Annotated in this window: 18 protein-coding genes; 5 read left to right on the forward strand and 13 right to left on the reverse strand. The window is 74.0% G+C overall.

What is annotated here, in order from left to right; all coding sequences use genetic code 11:
- Positions 1-1407, reverse strand: coding sequence for a class II fumarate hydratase (locus ABD324_RS10875; protein ID WP_344415148.1), 1407 nt, complete (start codon positions 1405-1407; stop codon positions 1-3).
- Positions 1408-1580: 173 nt separating this feature from the next.
- Here ABD324_RS10875 and ABD324_RS10880 point away from each other — a divergent pair, with 173 nt between their 5' ends.
- The gene (locus ABD324_RS10880) at positions 1581-2198 is read left to right on the forward strand and encodes a helix-turn-helix transcriptional regulator (protein ID WP_344415151.1); all 618 of its coding nucleotides are present in this window, start codon (positions 1581-1583) and stop codon (positions 2196-2198) included.
- Positions 2199-2406: 208 nt separating this feature from the next.
- Here the strand turns inward: ABD324_RS10880 and ABD324_RS10885 are convergent, their stop codons facing one another.
- A complete protein-coding gene (locus ABD324_RS10885; protein WP_344415153.1) occupies positions 2407-2988 on the reverse strand; it encodes a L,D-transpeptidase in 582 nt (193 codons plus the stop codon).
- Positions 2989-3148: 160 nt separating this feature from the next.
- On the reverse strand, positions 3149-4201 hold the full coding sequence (glpX, locus tag ABD324_RS10890) for a class II fructose-bisphosphatase (protein ID WP_344415155.1): 1053 nt from the start codon (positions 4199-4201) through the stop codon (positions 3149-3151).
- Between the two features lie 145 nt (positions 4202-4346).
- Between glpX and ABD324_RS10895 the strand changes: the two genes are divergently transcribed.
- Positions 4347-5072 (forward strand): DUF4245 domain-containing protein, encoded by a 726-nt coding sequence (locus ABD324_RS10895; protein ID WP_344415157.1) that lies wholly within the window; start codon positions 4347-4349, stop codon positions 5070-5072.
- A gap of 30 nt (positions 5073-5102) precedes the next feature.
- Here the strand turns inward: ABD324_RS10895 and ABD324_RS10900 are convergent, their stop codons facing one another.
- From ABD324_RS10900 to ABD324_RS10910, 3 genes are read right to left on the reverse strand one after another with little or no spacing between them, the layout of a single operon-like run.
- Positions 5103-5312: an exodeoxyribonuclease VII small subunit gene (locus tag ABD324_RS10900; protein WP_344415159.1), complete on the reverse strand. Its 210-nt coding sequence runs from the start codon at positions 5310-5312 to the stop codon at positions 5103-5105.
- Complete coding sequence (gene xseA / locus ABD324_RS10905) at positions 5305-6537, reverse strand: exodeoxyribonuclease VII large subunit (protein ID WP_344415161.1); 1233 nt, start codon at positions 6535-6537, stop codon at positions 5305-5307. The genes ABD324_RS10900 and xseA overlap by 8 nt, the downstream gene beginning before the upstream one ends.
- Positions 6538-6544: 7 nt before the next feature.
- Positions 6545-7147: a lipid droplet-associated protein gene (locus ABD324_RS10910; RefSeq protein WP_344415163.1), complete on the reverse strand. Its 603-nt coding sequence runs from the start codon at positions 7145-7147 to the stop codon at positions 6545-6547.
- Positions 7148-7248: 101 nt separating this feature from the next.
- Here ABD324_RS10910 and ABD324_RS10915 point away from each other — a divergent pair, with 101 nt between their 5' ends.
- Positions 7249-8217, forward strand: coding sequence for a 4-hydroxy-3-methylbut-2-enyl diphosphate reductase (locus ABD324_RS10915; RefSeq protein ID WP_344415165.1), 969 nt, complete (start codon positions 7249-7251; stop codon positions 8215-8217).
- Here ABD324_RS10915 and ABD324_RS10920 read toward each other — a convergent pair.
- The 5 genes from ABD324_RS10920 to ABD324_RS10940 form a co-directional block, all read right to left on the reverse strand.
- Complete coding sequence (locus tag ABD324_RS10920) at positions 8147-8737, reverse strand: DUF6542 domain-containing protein (RefSeq protein ID WP_344415167.1); 591 nt, start codon at positions 8735-8737, stop codon at positions 8147-8149. The two genes, ABD324_RS10915 and ABD324_RS10920, sit on opposite strands and share 71 nt — an antisense overlap.
- On the reverse strand, positions 8734-10299 hold the full coding sequence (locus ABD324_RS10925; protein ID WP_344415169.1) for a DNA recombination protein RmuC: 1566 nt from the start codon (positions 10297-10299) through the stop codon (positions 8734-8736). The genes ABD324_RS10920 and ABD324_RS10925 overlap by 4 nt, the downstream gene beginning before the upstream one ends.
- A gap of 47 nt (positions 10300-10346) precedes the next feature.
- Positions 10347-11294, reverse strand: a complete 948-nt coding sequence (locus ABD324_RS10930; RefSeq protein ID WP_344415171.1) for a ketopantoate reductase family protein — start codon at positions 11292-11294, stop codon at positions 10347-10349.
- Between the two features lie 74 nt (positions 11295-11368).
- The gene (locus ABD324_RS10935) at positions 11369-11860 is read right to left on the reverse strand and encodes a methylated-DNA--[protein]-cysteine S-methyltransferase (protein ID WP_344415173.1); all 492 of its coding nucleotides are present in this window, start codon (positions 11858-11860) and stop codon (positions 11369-11371) included.
- Positions 11857-13335, reverse strand: a complete 1479-nt coding sequence (locus ABD324_RS10940) for a DNA-3-methyladenine glycosylase 2 family protein (RefSeq protein WP_344415175.1) — start codon at positions 13333-13335, stop codon at positions 11857-11859. Before ABD324_RS10940 ends, ABD324_RS10935 begins: the two co-directional genes overlap by 4 nt.
- Before the next feature lie 352 nt (positions 13336-13687).
- Here ABD324_RS10940 and ABD324_RS10945 point away from each other — a divergent pair, with 352 nt between their 5' ends.
- Both ABD324_RS10945 and ychF read left to right on the forward strand, forming a co-directional pair.
- Positions 13688-14311, forward strand: coding sequence for a sigma-70 family RNA polymerase sigma factor (locus tag ABD324_RS10945; protein WP_344415177.1), 624 nt, complete (start codon positions 13688-13690; stop codon positions 14309-14311).
- 164 nt (positions 14312-14475) lie between these two features.
- Complete coding sequence (gene ychF / locus ABD324_RS10950) at positions 14476-15549, forward strand: redox-regulated ATPase YchF (RefSeq protein ID WP_344415179.1); 1074 nt, start codon at positions 14476-14478, stop codon at positions 15547-15549.
- A gap of 350 nt (positions 15550-15899) precedes the next feature.
- Here the strand turns inward: ychF and ABD324_RS10955 are convergent, their stop codons facing one another.
- Positions 15900-16919: an LLM class flavin-dependent oxidoreductase gene (locus tag ABD324_RS10955; RefSeq protein WP_344415181.1), complete on the reverse strand. Its 1020-nt coding sequence runs from the start codon at positions 16917-16919 to the stop codon at positions 15900-15902.
- A gap of 95 nt (positions 16920-17014) precedes the next feature.
- Positions 17015-19240 carry a UvrD-helicase domain-containing protein gene (locus tag ABD324_RS10960; protein ID WP_344415183.1) on the reverse strand — a complete coding sequence of 742 codons (2226 nt, stop codon included), beginning with the start codon at positions 19238-19240 and terminating at the stop codon, positions 17015-17017.
- Positions 19241-19244: the final 4 nt, after the last annotated feature.

Below are 19244 nucleotides of genomic sequence, written 5' to 3' on the forward strand. Positions count from 1 at the left end.
CTACCGCCCGCCGCGCGCCATGCGGAGCACGTCGAGCGCGGTGTCGAGCTGATCGAGCGTCAGCCTGCCGTTCTCGACGTGCCCGCGCTCCAGCACGACCTCGCGGATCGTGCGGCGCTCCTTGAGCGCCTGCTTGGCGATCGAGGCGGCCTCCTCGTAGCCGAGGTAGGAGTTGAGCGGCGTCACGATGCTCGGCGAGGACTCGGCGTACTCGCGGGTGCGGTCCAGGTCCGCCTCGGCGCCCGCGACGACCTTGTCCGCCAGCAGCCGCGCCACGTTCGCGAGCAGCCGCGCGGACTCCAGGACGTTGCGCGCCATGACCGGCATCATCACGTTGAGCTCGAGGTTGCCCTGCGAGCCCGAGAACGCGACCGTCGCGTCGTTGCCGATGACCTGCGCCGCGACCATCATGGTGGCCTCGCAGATCACCGGGTTGACCTTGCCCGGCATGATCGACGAGCCGGGCTGCAGGTCGGGCAGGTGGATCTCGGCCAGGCCGGTGCGCGGGCCGGAGGAGAGCCAGCGCAGGTCGTTGGCGATCTTGTAGAGGGACACGGCGACGGTGCGCAGCGCGCCCGAGGCCTCCACCAGCCCGTCCCGCGCGCCCTGGGCCTCGATGTGGTCCGCGGCCTCGGAGAGCGCGTCGAGCCCGGTGGCCGTCCGCAGCTCGTCGACGACCGCAGCGCCGAACCCGGAAGGGGCGTTGAGCCCGGTGCCGACGGCGGTGCCGCCGATGGGCAGCTGACCGAGGCGGGGCAGCACGTCCGTGACGCGGGCGGCGCCGTACTCGACCTGGGTCGCCCAGCCACCGGCCTCCTGGCCCAGGGTGATCGGCACGGCGTCCATCAGGTGGGTGCGGCCGGCCTTGACGACGTCCGCCCAGTCCGCGGCCCGTGCCCGCAGCCCACGCGCGAGATGCTGCAGCGCGGGCACGACGTCCGTGGCCAGCGCCTCGGTGGCGGCCAGGTGGATGGTCGTGGGGAAGACGTCGTTGGAGCTCTGCGAGGCGTTGACGTGGTCGTTCGGGTGCACCTCGGTGCCGGACGCGCGGGTGGCCAGGGTGGCGATGACCTCGTTGGCGTTCATGTTCGACGAGGTGCCCGAGCCGGTCTGGAACACGTCGACGGGGAAGTGGGCGTCGTGCCGCCCGGCGGCCACCTCGTCCGCGGCCTCGGCGATCGCGCCGGCGAGCTTCTCGTCGAGCACGCCGATCCGGCCGTTGACGCGGGCGGCGGCGCCCTTGACCAGGCCGAGCGCGCGGATCTGGGCGCGCTCGAGGCCGCGGCCGGAGATCGGGAAGTTCTCCACGGCCCGCTGGGTCTGCGCGCGGTAGAGGGCGTCCGCGGGGACGCGGACCTCGCCCATGGTGTCGTGCTCGATGCGGAACTGCGCGGTGTCGTCGACCATGACCCCATCCTCCTACTGAGGGTGTCCTAACCGCTCGTCCCGATGAGTCGGATTACACCCTCCGAGCGACTCGGATTGGGCCGCAAGGTGGGTTTCCCCCGTCGATGTACGCAGAGTGTCCACGGCCGCCTCTCGCAGTCGAGCAGTCACGCGACGAGGAGGGTGCGCGAGCGATGACCGGGAACGAGGACGGGGACTGGCTGGAGTTCGTCGCGGACATCCTGCGCGAGCCGATCACGGAACTGCCGGTCGAGCGGGTGTCGGAAATGCTCCGCCGCACGTTCGACGGCCCGCGCGTGACGACCCTGCCGGCTGCCCCGCCCTCCGGTTCCGCCACCGTCCACGCCCTGCGCCGGTACGACGGCGCCGCCCTGCTGCGGGAGAACGCGACCGGGCAGCAGCTGGCCTTCCCGATCGGACCGGGCCCCACGCCGCGGACCGTCGTCGTGGCGCGGCGGGAGGTGTACGGCGCCGCGGAGATGGCGCTGGCCGGACGGATCTGGCGGCTGCTCGACGGGCTCGACCGCCAGTGCCGTGCCTACGCGGCGGCCCGGCGGGGCGGCAGCCGCGACGCCGAGCGGGTGGCCACGTCCGCCGAGCTCACCCCACGGGAACGGGGGGTGCTCGGGCTGCTGGCCGAGGGCCACACCGCCGGTGCGATCGCCCGCCGGCTCGGGATCGCCGAGCGGACGGTGCACAAGCACCTCGAGCGCTGCTACGCCAAGCTCGGCGTCACGGACCGGCTGACCGCGGTGCTGGCCGCCCAGCGACTGGGGCTGGTCGCCGCCTGAGAATCCGGTGCGGCCACCTGATCGGGTGAGCTGTGCCGATCAGGGGGACCCGTTCGGCCGAACGTCGGATACGCAAAGTTGTCGATGCCGCGCCACGCCCGGTGGAGCACGATGTCAGGTGAGCCGCGGAGGGGCGGCAATCAGGGTGACACCCTCTGGGTGTCTCGTCCGGTGCGGGGCAGGGCACGGCCCCGCACCGGGACCCCGTTCAGGGCGCGACCTGCACCACGTCGCCCGGCGAGAGCCCCGCGAAGAACGTCCTGGCCGCCGCCGTCGACAGGTGGATGCAGCCGTGCGAGAGCACGCTCAGGCTCCCCTGGTGGAAGGCGATGCCGCCGTTGAAGAACACCGAGTAGGGCATCGGCGCGAGATCGAACTCGCGGCTCAGGTGGTCGATGTCCTTGAACGTCACGCGGAACGTGCCGGGCGGGGTGAGGTGGCCCGGGCGGCCGTGGGTGATCGGGACCGGCCCGTACTCGACGACGCCGCCGCGGATCAGCCAGGCCTGGTTGGCCGACAGGTCGATGCACGCGCGGGCGGTCCGCCGGCACGGCGTACCCGTGACCGGCGCGTTCTGGGCCGCGCGCGCCGCCACCGCGACGGACCCGCCGAGGCCGGCCAGCACCGGGTTCACCCCGGTCAGGGCCGGGACCGCGCGGGTGCCGGCCGCGGCCGGGACGATCGCGGGCTGTGCTGCGGGAGCCACCACCACAGGGGCGGCGCCCCGGGTGGCCGCCACGGCGACCCCGCCGCCGATCAGCGCCGCGACCACCGCGACCGCCGCGGCCACCGTCGCCGTCCGTGAGCCCCGCACGTCGCCCCCCGGCTGTCGCCCCGTCCGGAAAGGATCCGGATCCGACGATCATCCGGTTCGCCGGCGCGGCTGACCAGACCGCCGTGCTCACGATCCGATCACGAACGCTTACTCCCCGCTGTCGGGGAGGCGTCTGTCAGGGGAGCGGGAAAGCCTCGTCGCCGCCCTCCGCGACCGGCGGGTCGAAGTCGATGGACGCGTACTCGCGCAGCTTGGTGAGCCGGTGGTACCCGTCGATCAGCCGGACCGTGCCGGACTTCGAGCGCATCACGATGGACTGGGTGGTACACCCGCCGGCGCGGTAGTGCACGCCGCGCAGCAGGTCCCCGTCCGTCACGCCGGTGGCGCAGAAGAACACGTTCTCGCCCTTGACCAGCTCGTTCGTGGTGAGCACGTGGTCGAGGTCGTGTCCCGCGGCGATCGCCCTGGCGCGCTCCTCGTCGTCCTTCGGCCACAGCCGGCCCTGGATCTCGCCGCCCGCGCACTTGAGCGCGGCGGCCGCGATGATCCCCTCCGGGGTGCCGCCGATCCCGATGAGCATGTCGACCCCGGTGGCCGGGCGGGCGGCGGCGATGGCGCCGGCCACGTCGCCGTCGGAGATGAAGCGGATCCGGGCGCCGGTGGCGCGCACGTCCGCGATGATCTGCTCGTGGCGCGGCCGGTCGAGGATCGTGACGGTGACGTCCCGGACGTCGATCTCCTTGGCCTTCGCCACCGCGCGGACGTTCTCGCCCACGGGCTTGGTGATGTCGATCGAGCCGGCGGCGTCCGGCCCGACGGCGATCTTCTCCATGTAGAACACGGCCGACGGGTCGAACATCGCGTCCCGCTCGGCCACCGCCAGCACGGCCAGCGCGTTCGGCATGCCCTTGGCCATCAGCGTGGTGCCGTCGATCGGGTCCACGGCCACGTCGCACCAGGGGCCCTCGCCGTTGCCCACCTGCTCGCCGTTGAACAGCATGGGCGCCTCGTCCTTCTCGCCCTCGCCGATCACGACCACGCCGCGCATGGACACGGTGCCGATGAGCTGGCGCATCGCGTCGACCGCCGCGCCGTCACCGCCGTTCTTGTCACCGCGCCCGACCCAGCGCCCGGCCGCCATCGCGGCCGCCTCGGTGACCCGCACCAGCTCCATGGCGAGGTTGCGGTCGGGGGCCTCTCGGCGTCGCTCTGGGGTGGGTCCGGGCATTGGGCCTCCTCGGCTCGTCGCGTCCTGTCACGAGTTCGCGGCCCCACCGCACACCGGGGCAGGGGCTTTGACCTCGATCCTCGCAGAACCGGCGCCCCTACGGGGTGACAAGCGACGGACGCCATGTGTGGGGGACGATGGCGGGGTGAGCAGCACGCCCGAACGCCCGACGCAGGCAGACCCCCGCCCGCCGGAGGCCGAGCCGGCCGGGGGGACGCCGCCCGGGCCCGGGTCCGGAGCGGAGCAGGAGGCCCGGTCCGCCCCGCGTCCCTTCGATCCCGCGCCGCCCCCGCCGCGGCCGAACCGGCTGGCGTTCCGCGCACGGGACATGATCGGCGCGATGGTCGTGCTGCTGCTGATCGTCGCGGTGGCCGGGGGGATGAAGTCCTGCTCGTTCTCCCCGGGCGGCCCCTCGGTCGACGTCTCGTCCGCCCCGACCGTCGACGCCCCGGCCAGGCTCGCCGAGTTCGCGCAGGCGTCCCGGTTCCCGCTGCGGGTCCCGGCGGTGCCCGAGGGGTGGAAGAGCAACTCCACCGACCGTGGCCCGGTGGCGGGCGGCGGCACGGCGGTGCGGGTCGGCTACCTCACCCCGCAGGGCCGCTACCTGCGGCTCGTGCAGAGCGATGCCACCGAGGAGAACGTCGTCGCCACGGAGAACGGCGGGCAGCTCGCCGGCACGGGCGTGATCGCGGCGGCCGGGCTGCAGTGGGTGACCTACCAGGCGCCCGGCGGCGAGCCCTTCCGCGTGACCACGTCCCCGGAGGGGCAGCGCTGGCTGATCACGGGCAGCGGGAGCGACGCGGACTTCACGGCGCTGGCACAGGCGACGGTGAACGGCCGCCTGCTCCCCGCCGGCGGTGGACAGAACTAGAGAGCGTCTGAGGGGCCACCGTCGGCGGGGTCACTCGTCCGCGTCGGCCAGGGCCTTCTCGACTCGCTCGCGGGCCCCGGCCAGGGCCTGCTCGCAGCGCTTGGCGAGAGCCTCGCCGCGTTCCCACAGCGCCACGGACTCGTCCAGCCCGAGGCCGCCGGCCTCCAGGGCGCGCACGACCTCGACCAGCTCGTCGCGGGCCTGCTCGTACCCCAGACCGTCCACCGGCGTCTCACTCATCGCGAGCATCCTCCACCGCCGCGGTCACGACGCCCTCGGCGACCCGGATCCGCACGCGGTCACCGGGCCCGACGTCGCCCGCGGCCCGCAGCACCGGGAGCACCGGGTCGCCGGTCACCCGCTGCACGATCGCGTAGCCGCGGTCCAGGGTGGCCTGCGGCCCCAGTGCGGTGAGCCGGGCCCGGAGGTGCCCGATCTCGCGGGTCTCCCGGTCGATCCGGCGGTCCACCGCCGCGCGGGTCGACGCCCGCAGCCGCTCCAGCTCCTCGTGGCGGCGCGCCATGTCCCGCAACGGGTCCGCGAGCACCGGGCGGGCCCGCAGCGCGGCGAGTGCCCGCGCCTCGCGGTCCACCCAGCCGTGCAGGGCGCGGCGGGCCCGGTCCCGCAGCCCGCCGATCCGGCCGATCTCCTCGGCCAGGTCCGGGACGATCCGGCGGCCGGCCTCGGTCGGCGTCGAGCAGCGCAGGTCCGCCACGTGGTCGAGGAGCGGGGTGTCCGGCTCGTGCCCGATCGCCGAGACGACCGGGGTGCGACAGGCCGCGACGGCCCGGCACAGCGTCTCGTCCGAGAACGGCAGCAGGTCCTCGACGCTGCCACCGCCCCGGGCCACCACGATCACGTCCACCTCGGGATCGCGGTCGAGCACCTCGAGCGCGGACACGATCTGTTCCACGGCCAGGCCGCCCTGCGTCGCCACGTTCTCGATCCGGAACGCCACCGCGGGCCAGCGGGCCTGTGCGTTGCTGACGACGTCGTGCTCGGCGGCGGACGCCCGGCCCGTCACCAGGCCGATCCGGTTCGGCAGGAACGGCAGCCGCCGCTTGCGGGCCCGGTCGAACAGGCCCTCGGCCGCCAGCAGCGTGCGCAGCCGCTCGATCCGGGCCAGCAGCTCACCGAGCCCGACCGCGCGGATCCGGTCCACCCGGATGGACAGCGAGCCCCGCCCCGGGAAGAACGACGGCTTGCCGTGGACGATCACCCGGTTGCCCTCGGCGACCACGTCCCGCTGCGCGGCGACCAGCCCCATCGGGGCGGTGAGCTGCAGCGACACGTTCGCCACGGGATCGCGCAGGGTGAGGAACGCCGTGCCCGTGCCGGCCCGGGCGGTGACCTGCGCGAGCTGCCCCTCGATCCACACCGTGCCCAGCCGGTCGATCCACTCGGTGATCTTGCGGGTGACCGTGCGGACCGGCCACGGCTCCTCCTCCGTGGAGGGTGCGCTCACGCCGCTGTCACGCTTCGGAGACCGTGGTGATCCGGTTCGACAGCATGGTCACGAACGGCGGGCGGTTCTCGTGGGAGGTCTCCCAGATCAGCAGCGCCTGCAGGGCGGGCAGGTCGAGGCGGCGCAGGCGGCCGCGCAGCTGGTGCAGGTTCATCCCCGGGTACTCGGGCAGCACGGCGGGCGGCGTGTCGGCCTCGGCGCCGAGGGTCTGCTCGGCGACCTCCGCGATCCCCTCGGCGGGGCCCACCGGCCGCTCCGGCTCGACGGTGGTGGTCGGCGTGATCGAGGTGACGGAGGCATGGCCGTTGGTGGACGGCGCCGTGTCGCTCCCCGCGTCGTCGACCGGGCCGCCCCCGAGGTCGTCCTCCAGGTCGTCGTCGAAGGTGGCCCAGGGCGGGTTCTCCGGCGGGGTGCCGAGTGAGCCGAGCGCCTTGTCCCCCTTGATGGCCAGCTCGGTGACCTTCTGCTGGACGCGCATCGACGCCTGCAGCGCCTGGCTCACGGCGGTGACGGGGAACTCGGCGACCAGCCGCGGCAGCTCGCGGGCCTGCTCGACGGCGGTCGCGGCCAGGCCGGCGGCGATGCGCACGGGCAGCGGAAGCGGGCTCATGGCCGCATCATCCCCCACCGGCGCGCCACCCGCCCACCCGCCGGGGTCGACTCACCCACATCCCACGGCGCCGGAGATCCGGCGCCCGTACGCTGGGCCGCATGAGTTGTACCGCCGGATCGGAAGGCAAGCGCGTCCTCGTCGCGAAGCCCCGCGGCTACTGCGCGGGCGTGGACCGCGCGGTGGAGGCGGTGGAGCAGGCGTTGTCCCAGCACGGCGCGCCCGTGTACGTGCGCAAGCAGATCGTCCACAACAAGCACGTGGTGGAGACGCTGAGCGAGCGCGGCGCGGTGTTCGTCGACGAGACGGACGAGGTGCCCGAGGGCGCCATCGTCGTGTTCTCCGCGCACGGCGTGTCCCCGGCCGTGCGGGACGAGGCGAAGGCCCGGTCCCTGACGACGATCGACGCCACCTGCCCGCTGGTCACCAAGGTCCACCAGGAGGTCAAGCGGTTCGCCCGCGAGGACTACGACATCCTGCTCGTCGGGCACGCGGGGCACGAGGAGGTCGAGGGCACCGCAGGCGAGGCGCCGTCGCGGGTCCAGCTGGTGGAGAGCGCCGCCGACGCGGCGAACGTCACCGTGCGGGACCCGTCGAAGGTGGTGTGGCTGTCGCAGACCACGTTGTCGGTCGACGAGACCATGGAGACGGTGACCGCGCTGCGGGAGCAGGTCCCCACGCTGCAGAACCCGCCCTCGGACGACATCTGCTACGCCACGCAGAACCGTCAGGTCGCGGTCAAGGCGATGGCCCCGCAGTGCGATCTCGTGCTGGTCGTGGGCTCGCCGAACTCCTCGAACTCGGTGCGCCTCGTCGAGGTCGCCCTCACCGCCGGTGCCGGCGCCTCGTATCTCATCGACTACGCCCGCGAGATCGACGAACGCTGGCTCGACGGCGTGCGCACGGTCGGCGTGACGAGCGGTGCCTCGGTGCCCGAGGTGCTGGTCCGCGGCGTGCTCGACTACCTGGCCGAGCGCGGCTGGGAGTCCGTCGAGGAGGTCACGACCGCCGAGGAGACGTTGACGTTCTCCCTGCCCCGCGAGCTGCGCCCGAGCCGCGCCGCCCGCTGACCGGCGGCTCGTCCTCCGGCTCGTCCTCGTCGAGGTCGTCCTCGCCGCGGACGCCGATCCGGCCGAGCCGGCTGACGGCGTCGTGCGGGCCGGTGCGCTGCAGGATCATCCGCAGCAGCCCGACGAGCAGGGTGAGCCCGGTGGCCGCGGCCATCAGGGGGAAGCCGTTGACCAGCGGCGCGCCCACGAGCAGCACGGTCTCGGTGAGCCCCGGGCCCGGCTTGCCCACGAGCACCACGATCAGCGGCACCAGCACCACGACCAGCAGCGGCGGCTGGACCACGGGCCCGAACAGGTTCCGCCGGCGCACCCAGCCGACCGCGAGCAGGCAGCCGACGAGATAGGCGATCCCGAAGACCACGCCGAGCGTGCCGATCCGCAGCACGTCGACGAACGTGCCCAGGGCGGTGAGCACCACCGCGATCCCGATCGCCGCCAGCGGCGGGATGCCGAGCACACTCGCGATCGCCGAGCGCTCGGCCACCGGCCACCCGTTCGATCCCCGGCTGTCAGACGTCACCCGTTCACGGTAGCCCGCGGCCCGTCACCTCCGTGTTCGCCGTCGCCGCCACCGTCGTGGGACCCGGTCCGCTGGTCGTGCGGGACCAGCTCGTGCAGGGCGATCAGCGACTCGCCCGCCGACGCCACCAGCTCGGGCGCCGACACCGCCCGCGGCGTGCGCTCCACCGGGCTCGGCGCCTCCAGCTCCTCGTCGCTCACCCGCAGCTCGGTGAGCCGGCGCGCCGTGACGAGCACCCGGGCCTCCAGGGAGGACACCGCGCGGTTGTAGCTCTCCACCGCCCCGTCGAGGCTGCGGCCGAGCTTGGCGACGTGCGTGCCCATCGTCGCGAGCCGCCCGTGCAGCTCCCGGCCGAGCTGGTGGACCTGTGCGGCGTTGCGCGCCAACGCCTCCTGCCGCCAGCCGTAGGCGACGGTGCGCAGCAGCGCGATCAGGGTGGTGGGCGTGGCGATCACGATGTTCTTGGCGAAGGCGTGTTCCAGCAGCGCCGGGTCCGCCCGCAGCGCCGCCTCGAGGAACGGGTCCCCCGGGACGAACAGCACGACGAACTCCGGCGTCGGCTCGAACGACTGCCAGTACGCCTTGCCCGACAGCTGGTCCACATGGGTGCGGAGCTGCCGGGCGTGGGCCGCGAGGCGTTCGGTGTGGATCGTCGCGTCCTCGGTCTCGACGGCCTCGAGGTACGCCGCGAACGGGACCTTCGCGTCGACCACGACCTGCTTGCCGCCCGAGAGGTGCACGACCATGTCCGGCCGCACCCCGCCCTGGCCCTCGGCGGTGCCCTCACCCACCACCTGGGTGGAGAAGTCGCAGTGCTCGACCATGCCCGCGAGCTGCACGATCCGCTCGAGCTGCAGCTCGCCCCAGCGCCCGCGCACCTGCGGCGCCCGCAGTGCGGTGACGAGCTGGCGGGTCTCGTTGCGCAGCCGGTCGGAGTTCTGCGCCATGGCCTTGACCTGCTCGACCAGCCCCGCGTAGGCGGACTCCCGCTCGCGCTCGACGGTGCGCAGCTGGCCCTCGACCCGCTGCAGCGTGGCGGCCATCGGGTCCAGCAGCTTGCCGATCGCGGTGGCCCGCGCCGTCTCGTCCGTCTCGGCCTTGGCGTGCAGCGCCGCGGCGGCCTCGCGGATCCGGCCCTCGGCGAGGCTGACGAACTGCTCGTTGTTGCGGGACAGGGCCTCCGCCGACAGCGCCTTGAAGCTCTCGCGGAGCTCGGAGTCCCGGGCCGCGAGCATCCGTTCCCGGTCGAGCGCGCCCTCGCGCTCGCTGTGCAGCGCGGCGCGGGTGGCGGCCACCTCGGAGTCGGCCCGGCGCAGCCGCTCGGTGGCCTCGCGTACCTCGTCGTGCAGCTCCTCGATGCGCTCCAGCAGGCCCGTGCGCTCGGCCCGCAGCCCGGCGGCCTCCGCGCGCCCGCCCGCCGAGGCCTGGGCCGTGGCGCGGGCGGCCTCCGCGGCCGCCACCCGCTGCCGCGCCCCGGCCAGCAACCACGCCAGGCCGGCGCCGATCGCCAGCCCGAGGAGCAGGCCCGCGAGCAGGAGCGGAAACGCGTTCGAGAGATCCACGCGCCCAGGGTGCACCGGGGCACCGACAATTTCGGGAACCGACGCTTCTAGGGAGTGTCCAGTTCGGCCAGCAGCTCGGCCGCCGCCACGCTCCGCGGGCCCGCACCGGACGCCGCCAGCGCGTGCACCCGCCGCTGCAGCAGGGTGTTCACCGGGGCCGGGACGCCGTGCAGCCGGGCGGTCAGGACGATCTCGCCGGCCAAATAGTCGATCTCGGAGCTCTGGCCCCGGACGAGGCTCTGCCAGGTCGAGCCCCCGGAGGGCGTGCCCTCGCGCATGTGGATCAGGCCGTCGCGGGCGTCCGGCCCTGCCACCGCGACACCCGCGGCGGCCAGCACCGCCCCGCCCTCGGCCCGGGCCCGGGCGGTCAGCTCGGCGGCCTCCGGGCTGCCCACGCCGCACAACGCGTCCACGGCGTTGTGCATGTTCATCAGCAGCTTGCGGTACTTACGGGCCATGATGTCCGGCTGGGCGGCCGCCTCGTACCCGGAGGAGCGCAGGTCGGCGGCCACCGCGTTGTCCACGTCGTCGGTGCCGGCCGGGTAGCGGCCCAGGTCGAGCACGCCGGGGAGCGGGCCGCAGCGTTCCACGATCCGCCCCGGCTCGAGGAACGAGGCCGGGAGGAGCACGTTCAGCCCGTGGACGTGCGGGAACCGGCGCAACGCCGCCCGCTCGTTGGCCACGCCGTTCTGGGCGCAGACGACCGGCACCCCGGGAGCGTGGGCGACGAGATCCTCCAGCGCCGCCTCGGTCTGCTGGGACTTCACGGCGAGCAGGACGACGGGATCGCCGCTCCAGTCCACGGCGGCCGCTCCGTCCACAGCCGGGGTGGGGATGGTGTGGACACCGTCGGCGGTGTCGAGCGTCAGCCCGACCTCCCGGATGCGGGCCAGGTGGTCGCCGCGGGCGACGAGCGTGACGTCGTGGCCCGCTCGGGCCAGCCTCCCGCCGATCGAGCCTCCGACAGCCCCGGCCCCGTACACGACGTACCTCACGATCGGGACCGTACCCCGGCCTCCGTAGCCGTGAGTGCGGATGGTCGCCATGGCGACCATCCGCACTCACGACCTCAGGCGGACTCCCTGGCCAGCAAGGACTTCTTGACGGGCAGCCCCCAGCGGAAGCCGCCGAGGCTCCCGTCGAGGCGCAGGACCCGGTGGCACGGGACGAACAGCGCCGCCGCGTTGCGGGCGCAGGCCGAGGCCGCCGCCCGCACGGCCACCGGCCGGCCCGCCTTCGTCGCGTACTCGGTGTAGGTCACCGGGACACCGGCGGGGACGGCGCGCAGCACCTCCCAGGCGTGCTCCAGGAACTCCCCGGAGCGCTGCCGCACGGGCACCGCGTCGATCGCGCCGAGGTCGCCTCCGTAGTAGGCGCGCACGGCCTCCGCCGCCGCCCCGCCGTCGCCCTCCTCCACGGTGGACGGCCGGATCGAGCTGTGCACCAGGGGAACCAGGTCACCGAGGTCGGTGGTCCAGCCCGATGCGAGCACCGCTCCGTCGCTGTCGCGAACGAGGGTGAAGGGGCCGTCGGCGGTGTCCAGGGTCGTGTAGCTGCTCATGGCGTGCTCCTGAGGGTGGGGGCGCTCGCCCGCCAGAGATGGGTCGCGGCGTACGAGCGCCAGGGCCGCCAGCGGCCCGCGTGCTGCGCCAGACCGTCCGCATCGGACGGCAGGCCCAGCGCGGCGGCCCCACGGCGGACGGCGAGATCGGACACCAGAGGTTCGTCGGGGTCGCCGAGCAGGCGCATCGCCACGTAGCCGGCCGTCCAGGGGCCGACCCCGGGCAGGGCTTCGAGCTCGGCGCGCAGCTCGGCCGGATCGCGCCCGGCGTCGAGCACGAGATCGCCCGCGGCCACGGCGGCGGCCAGGCCGGTCAGGGCCGCGGCCCGCCGGGCCGGTCCCGGGATCGTGGCTCCCGCCAGCCGTTCGGCGGTGGGGAAGAGCAGGGCCGGGCCGTCCCCGGCCGGGGCGGCGAGGTTCTTGGGCAGCGGCTCGCCGAGCTCGGCGACGAGCCGGGCCCCGGTCGTGCGCGCCGCCTGCACGGAGACCTGCTGGCCCAGCAGAGCCTTGGCGGCGATCTCCAGCCCGTCCGCGGCCCCGGGGAGCCGGATCCCCGGGATCGCCGCGACCGACGCGGCCAGCGCCGGGTCCTCGCCGAGGACCTCGTCCACGGCGAGCGGGTCGGCGTCGAGGTCCAGCAGCCGGCGCAGCCGGGCGACGGCGGGCCCGAGATCGCGGGGCTGGGTGAGCCGCAGCTCGGCGTGCACGTGCCCGGCCGACGCCCCGTCGAGGTGCAGGGCCACCGCCGCCGGACCGTGCGGGAGCCGCAGGGTCCGCGAGTACACGCCGTCGGTGATCGACTCCGCGCCGTCGAGGGCGCGCCCGGCGAAGTGGGCGAGCAGGCCCGCCGCGTCGAACGGCTCGCGGTGCGGCAGCCGGAGCGAGAGCGTGCCGGCCACCGGTCCCGGGCCGCGCCGCGCGCTCTCCGTGCGGAGCACGCTCGGGGTGACCGCGTAGACCTCGCGGACGGTGTCGTTGAACTGCCGCACGCTCGCGAAACCGGCGGCGAAGGCGATGTCCGCCATGGACATCGGCGTCGTCTCGATCAGCAGCCGGGCGGTGTGGGCCCGGTGCGCCCTGGCGAGCGCGAGCGGACCCGCGCCCAGCTCGGCCGTCACGATCCGGGTCAGGTGCCGCTCGGAGTAGCCGAGCCGCGCCGCGAGGCCGGTCACCCCGGTGCGCTCGACCACGCCGTCGGCGATCAGCCGCATCGCGCGGGCGGCCAGGTCGGAGCGGCTGTTCCACTCCGGTGAGCCCGGGACCGCGTCGGGCAGGCACCGGCGGCAGGCGCGGTAGCCGTGCTGTTGCGCGGCGCCCGCGGTCGGGAAGAACTCGACGTTGCGGCGGTGCGGAGTGGTCGCGGGGCAGGACGGTCGGCAGTAGATGCCGGTCGTGCGCACCGCCGTGATGAAGACGCCGTCGAACCGCGAGTCGCGGCTCGTCACGGCGCGGTAGCAGCGTTCGGTGTCCAGCACGGAAGCGACTCTGCCATCCCGGCCCGACCTGTACTAGCGGGATTCGGACACGGGCGTCCGTGGCTCCCGGGCGCCGCGTGTGACCCGTGCCACCCACAGCGGTGATCTTCGCGGTCCCGGCTCTCACCTGGCCTATCGACGTCCCCTGGGTCCGATGAGCGGCAGAAGGAGGTGCGCCGTTCGGTCGTGACGCTGGGCCGAACGGCCCTGCGAGGGGGTGGTGCCACCATGCCTTTCTCCCGCGCACCAGCACGTCGATCGATCCGGTGGCTCGCCTGATGTATCCGCGGACCCCCACACGGGAGTCTTCTCCCGTGACGGCCGGACGAACCGGCGTCAGAAGGGGACGACCATGGGCGCGCACGCCACGACCGAGGCCGAGAACCTGAGTTCCCGGATCGACCGGCTCGCGCGCGCCGCCGTCGCCGGTGACCAGCGGGCGCTGGAAGGGCTGATGGTCGCCCTGCGGCCGCCCGTGCTGCGCTACTGCCGGCACCGGCTCTCGACCGGCGCCGGCGACGCCACCGCGGCGGACGACATCGCCCAGGACACGCTGGTCGCGCTGCTCAAGGCGCTGCCGACCGCGAACCTCGAGTCCGGCCCGTTCCTCGCCCTGGCCTTCACCATCGCCCGGAACAAGATCGTCGACACGGTCCGGCGCAGCCGCGCCAGCCGCATCGACCTCACCGACCGGGTCCCGGACTCGGTGTCGCGCTCCGCGGCACCGGACGAGCTGACCGTCCGCGCGGAGCAGACGGTCATGCTGGCGCGCCTGCTCGGCCGGCTGCCCGAGCGGCACCGCGACGTGCTGCGCCTGCGCCTGATCGAGGGGTTCTCCGCCATCGAGACCGCCCGGCTGCTGGGGTCGACGCCCGGCAGCGTCAGGGTGACGCAGCACCGCGCTCTCGCGGCGCTGCGGCGCTACCTCGCCGAACGTGCCGTCGCTGGGGAGCGGACGGCCGTCGGCGTGGGCTGACCGCTGCTCCGACGCACCGCCGCTGGGGAGCGGGCGGTGCGTCGGGGCGCGGTCTCCGGACTCTGCGCCGGCTCCGGGACGAGGGGTCCGGAGCCGGCGCAGGCAGGCGACTGTGCTGACCACCCCGCGGGCTCCGCGGCTGCCGTCCCCTACCCTGGTCTTTCGTGTCCCTCACCCTCGGCATCGTCGGGCTGCCCAACGTCGGCAAGTCGACCCTGTTCAACGCCCTGACGCGCAACGACGTGCTCGCCGCGAACTACCCGTTCGCCACGATCGAGCCCAACGTCGGTGTGGTGCCGCTGCCGGACGCGCGCCTGGACACGCTGGCCGAGATCCACTCGTCGGCCAAGATCGTGCCGGCCGTGGTGTCGTTCGTCGACATCGCCGGGATCGTGAAGGGCGCCTCCGAGGGCGCGGGCCTGGGCAACAAGTTCCTCGCCAACATCCGGGAGTCGGACGCGATCTGCCAGGTCGTCCGCGTGTTCACCGACGACGACGTGGTGCACGTCGACGGGCGCGTCGACCCGGCCTCGGACATCGAGACGATCTCGACGGAACTGATCCTCGCCGACCTCCAGACGCTGGAGAAGGCGGTGCCGCGCCTCACCAAGGAGGCGCGGATGCAGAAGGACCGCCGCGTTGTCCTGGAGGCCGCCGAGGCCGCGGTCGAGATCCTGAACTCCGGAAAGACGCTGTTCGCGGCGAAGGTCGACCCCGAGCCGCTCCGCGAGCTCACCCTGCTGACCACCAAGCCCTTCCTCTACGTGTTCAACGCGGACGAGGGCGTGCTGACGGACTCCGTGAAGCGCAAGGAGCTCGCGGACCTGGTCGCGCCCGCCGAGGCGGTCTTCCTCGACGCCAAGGTCGAGTCGGAGCTGCTGGAGCTGGACGAGGAGTCCGCCCGCGAGCTGCTGGAGTCGATCGGCCAGCCCGAGCCGGGCCTCTACTCCCTCGCCCGCGCGGGCTTCCGCACCCTGGGCCTGCAGACCTACCTCACCGCCGGCCCCAAGGAGGCCCGGGCCTGGACGATCCACCGGGGCGACACCGCCCCCCAGGCCGCCGGGGTGATCCACACGGACTTCGAGCGGGGCTTCATCAAGGCCGAGATCGTGTCCTACGACGACCTCGTCGAAGCGGGCACCATGGCCGCCGCCAAGGCCGCGGGCAAGGTCCGCATGGAGGGCAAGGACTACGTGATGGCGGACGGGGACGTGGTGGAGTTCCGCTTCAACGTCTGACCCTGTGACGACGATGCTCGTCGTATCGGCCCGGTACGGCCGCTCGCATCGCCGTTGTTCGCGGCGCCTCGTCGAATGAGCACCAGCGCTCTCGAACCATGATCGGACAGCGCTGGTGCTGATTTCACCGCGCGCGATCAGTCCCGGAGTGCGGTGTCCAGCTCACTCATGAGCCGGGCGACGCGGGTGCGGCCCGTCGGGGCGGGTGTGCACTCGAACGGCGATCACCGGGGCCGCCGCAGGACGCGTCCGGTGTTGGGTACCGACCGAACACCGAACGGGCAGCCCCACGATCGGTGTCTCGGTGCGCTGAGGCAGGTCGCGCCTGCCTCAGCGCACCGGATCGCGGATCAGCGCCAGCCCAGCTCCGGGGCCAGGTGGGTGATCACGCTCTCGATCACGTGGGCGTTGTAGTCCACGCCCAGCTGGTTGGGGACGGTCAGGAGCAGGGTGTCGGCGGCGGCGATGGCCTCGTCCTCCGCCAGCTCCGCGATCAGCTTGTCGGGCTCGCCGGCGTAGGTCTTCCCGAAGCGGGCGTTGCCGCCGTCGAGGTGGCCGACCTGGTCGGTGCTGTGACGCTCCCGCCAGAACAGCTCCTTGTCGAGGTCGGTGACGATCGGGAAGATGCTGCGGCTCACCGAGACCCGCGGCTCCCGCTCGTGCCCGGCCGCCTTCCACGCGTCGCGGTACTTCTGGATCTGCTCGGCCTGGATCTGGTGGAACGGCACACCCGTGTCCTCGAGGAGCAGCGTGGAGCTCTGCAGGTTCATGCCCTGCCGGGCCGCCCACTCCGCCGTCGCGCGGGTGGAGGCGCCCCACCAGATGCGGTCCCGCAGGCCGGCGGAGTGCGGTTCGACGCGCAGCAGGCCGGGCGGGTTCGGGAACATCGGGCGCGGGTTGGGCTCGGCGAAGCCCTCGCCCCGGAGCACGTCCAGGAACGCGCGGGTGTGGTCGCGGGCCATGTCGGCGTCCGTGGACCCCTCCGGCGGCTCGTGGCCGAAGTAGCGGTAGCCGTCGATGACCTGCTCGGGGCTGCCCCGGCTGATGCCGAGCTGGAGCCTGCCGCCGGAGATCAGGTCCGCCGCGCCCGCGTCCTCCGCCATGTAGAGCGGGTTCTCGTACCGCATGTCGATCACGGCCGTGCCCAGCTCGATCGTGCTGGTGCGCGCGCCGGCCGCCGCGAGCAGCGGGAACGGCGAGGCGAGCTGCTGTGCGAAGTGGTGCACGCGGTAGTAGGCGCCGTTCGCGCCCACCTCCTCGGCGGCCACGGCGAGGTCGATCGACTGCAGCAGGGCGTCCTTCGCGGACCTCACCCGCGAGTGCGGGGAGTCCGCCCAGTGCCCGAACGAGAGGAACCCGATGTTCTTCATGATTGAACGAACAACCATCCGGTGTGGGCCATTCCCTCCTCGTGGCGGGTGCGGGCGGGGCCCGGCGAGAGCCCCACCCGCACCGGAGGATCACGTCATCGGACATCCGGGTCGACGGTGACCAGCCCGAGCCGCTGCGTGGCCCGGGTGATCGAGACGTAGAGGTCGGCCGGGTTGACCGCCCGGATCCGCTCCGGGTCGACGATCACCACCACGTCGAACTCGAGCCCCTTGGCGGACGCCGGGGTGTGCAGTTCGGCGGGCAGGCCGGCCAGGCCGGTGACGTCCGCGGCGATCACCGCGATCGTCCCCTTCTCCAGCCGGGCGGCCTCCGCCTCGACGACGGCCCGGAGCCCGTCCGATCGCACCGTCCTGCTCCAGGGCTGCTCCCCGGTGGAGCGCACGGACCGCGGCGGGTGCCGGTCCGGCGCATAGTCCGCGAGCACCTCGGCGGCGAGATCCATGATCTCCGACGGCGTGCGGTAGTTCACCGTCAGCGTCCGGTAGGTCCAGCGGTCGCCGAGAGGGGGGCCGAGGACGTCCGTCCAGGCCTGCGCCCCGGCCGGGGCGCTGCGCTGGGCGAGGTCGCCCACCGCCGTGACCGAGCGGGAGGGGCAGCGGCGCAGCAGGACGTGCCAGTCCATGGCGGACAGTTCCTGCGCCTCGTCGACGACGAGGTGCCCGTAGCGCCACTCCCGGTCCGACGCCGCCCGCTCCGCGACGCTCGCGAGGTGGGCGGGCACCTGCCTGGCCGCGAGCATGTCCGCGGTGACGAAGTCCGTGGGCCGCGCCTCGTCCGGGTCCTCGCCGGCGATCTGCCGGTCCGCCACCTCCAGGATGCTCAGCACCTCCGCGGCGTAGCGGCTGTCGGACTCCGGTTCGACCGGCGTCCGCTCCGGGGGCTCGCCGAGCAGCTCGGCCAGCTCGTCGAGCAGCGGTGCGTCCGCCACCGTCCATGCCGAACCCTCGTTGCGGCGCAACGACTCCGGGGCACCCGCGGCCGCGAGCAGCTCCGGCGACGCGAAGAGCTCCTCGAGGGCACGCTCGGGGGTCAGGAGCGGCCAGAGCTCCTCGACGGCGGCGTGGAAGGCCCGCTCGGCGCGCAGGTCGTCGCGCAGCTCGGCCCGCATCTCCGCGGTGACCTCGGCGGCGCCCGCGGGCTCGATCTCGGGGATGTCGAGGCCCCTGAGCATCTCGGCGAGCTCGGGCGGGTCCTCCAGGCTCTCGCCCAGCTTCTCCAGGCCCTGGTCGAGCAGCAGGCCGCCGAGCACGTCCCGGAACGTGGTGCGGGCGGCGTTGTGGGGCAGGCCGGTGGCGCGGGCCCGGCGCCGGGCCTCGGTGGCGACGGCCCGGTCGATCTCGACGGTGACGTCCTCCAGCTCGATCACGATCGGCGCCGCCGGCAGCGCCTGCCGGTTCTCGACGGCCCGGCGCAGCACGGCGAGCATCGCCAGGTCACCCTTGGTGCGGGCGACCTCGTCGGAATCCACGGCCGTGGCCACGACGCCCTGCGCGAGGCGCCCGGGCGTGGTGAAGACCACCGCCGACTCGCCCAGCGCGGGCAGCACCCCGCCGACGTAGCCGATGAAGGCCGCGCTCGGGCCCACGACCAGCACGCCGCTGCGCGCCAGCCGCTCGCGGTGGGTGTAGAGCAGGTAGGCGATCCGGTGCAGCGCCACCGCGGTCTTGCCGGTGCCGGGCCCGCCCTCGATCACGACCGCGCCCTGCAACGGCAGCCGGATGATCGCGTCCTGCTCCGCCTGGATGGTCGTGACGATGTCCCGCATCATCGAGCCGCGCGGTGCCTTCAGCGCGGCCAGCAGTGCGGGATCAGAGGCCGAACCGGAATCCGTCTCCTGGTTCAGGACGTCGTCGTGAAAGGCGAGGACGCGTTCCTCCGGTGCCGTTCCGGCGATCTCGAAATGGCGCCTCCGGGTCACCCCGAGGGGGGTCGCGAGGGTCGCGCAGTAGAACGGCTGGGCCGCCGGGGCCCGCCAGTCCGTGAGCGCGCTCTCGCCGTCCGCCGGGTCGGTGAGCCCGATCCGGCCGACGTACCCGGTGCTGCCGTCGGTGTGGTCGAGGCGCCCGAAGCACAGGCCGGCCCGCGCCGCCGTGAGCGCGTACACCCGCTCCGACCAGCGATGGACCGACACGTCGCGCTCGTAGCGGGCGCTGAGCTCCTCGCCGACCGCCGCGCCGAGCTGGCCGCGGGCCCGCGCCGTGGCGTCGGAGAGCTCGGCCAGCAGCAGCTCGTGCAACCGGCGGATCCGACCGGTCTCCGAGACCAGCTCGTCGGCGAGGGTGGGACTTTCCGAGGACACATCG

Origin of the sequence: Pseudonocardia ailaonensis, from assembly GCF_039531635.1 — a bacterium.
Classification (GTDB): Bacteria; Actinomycetota; Actinomycetes; order Mycobacteriales; family Pseudonocardiaceae; genus Pseudonocardia; species Pseudonocardia ailaonensis.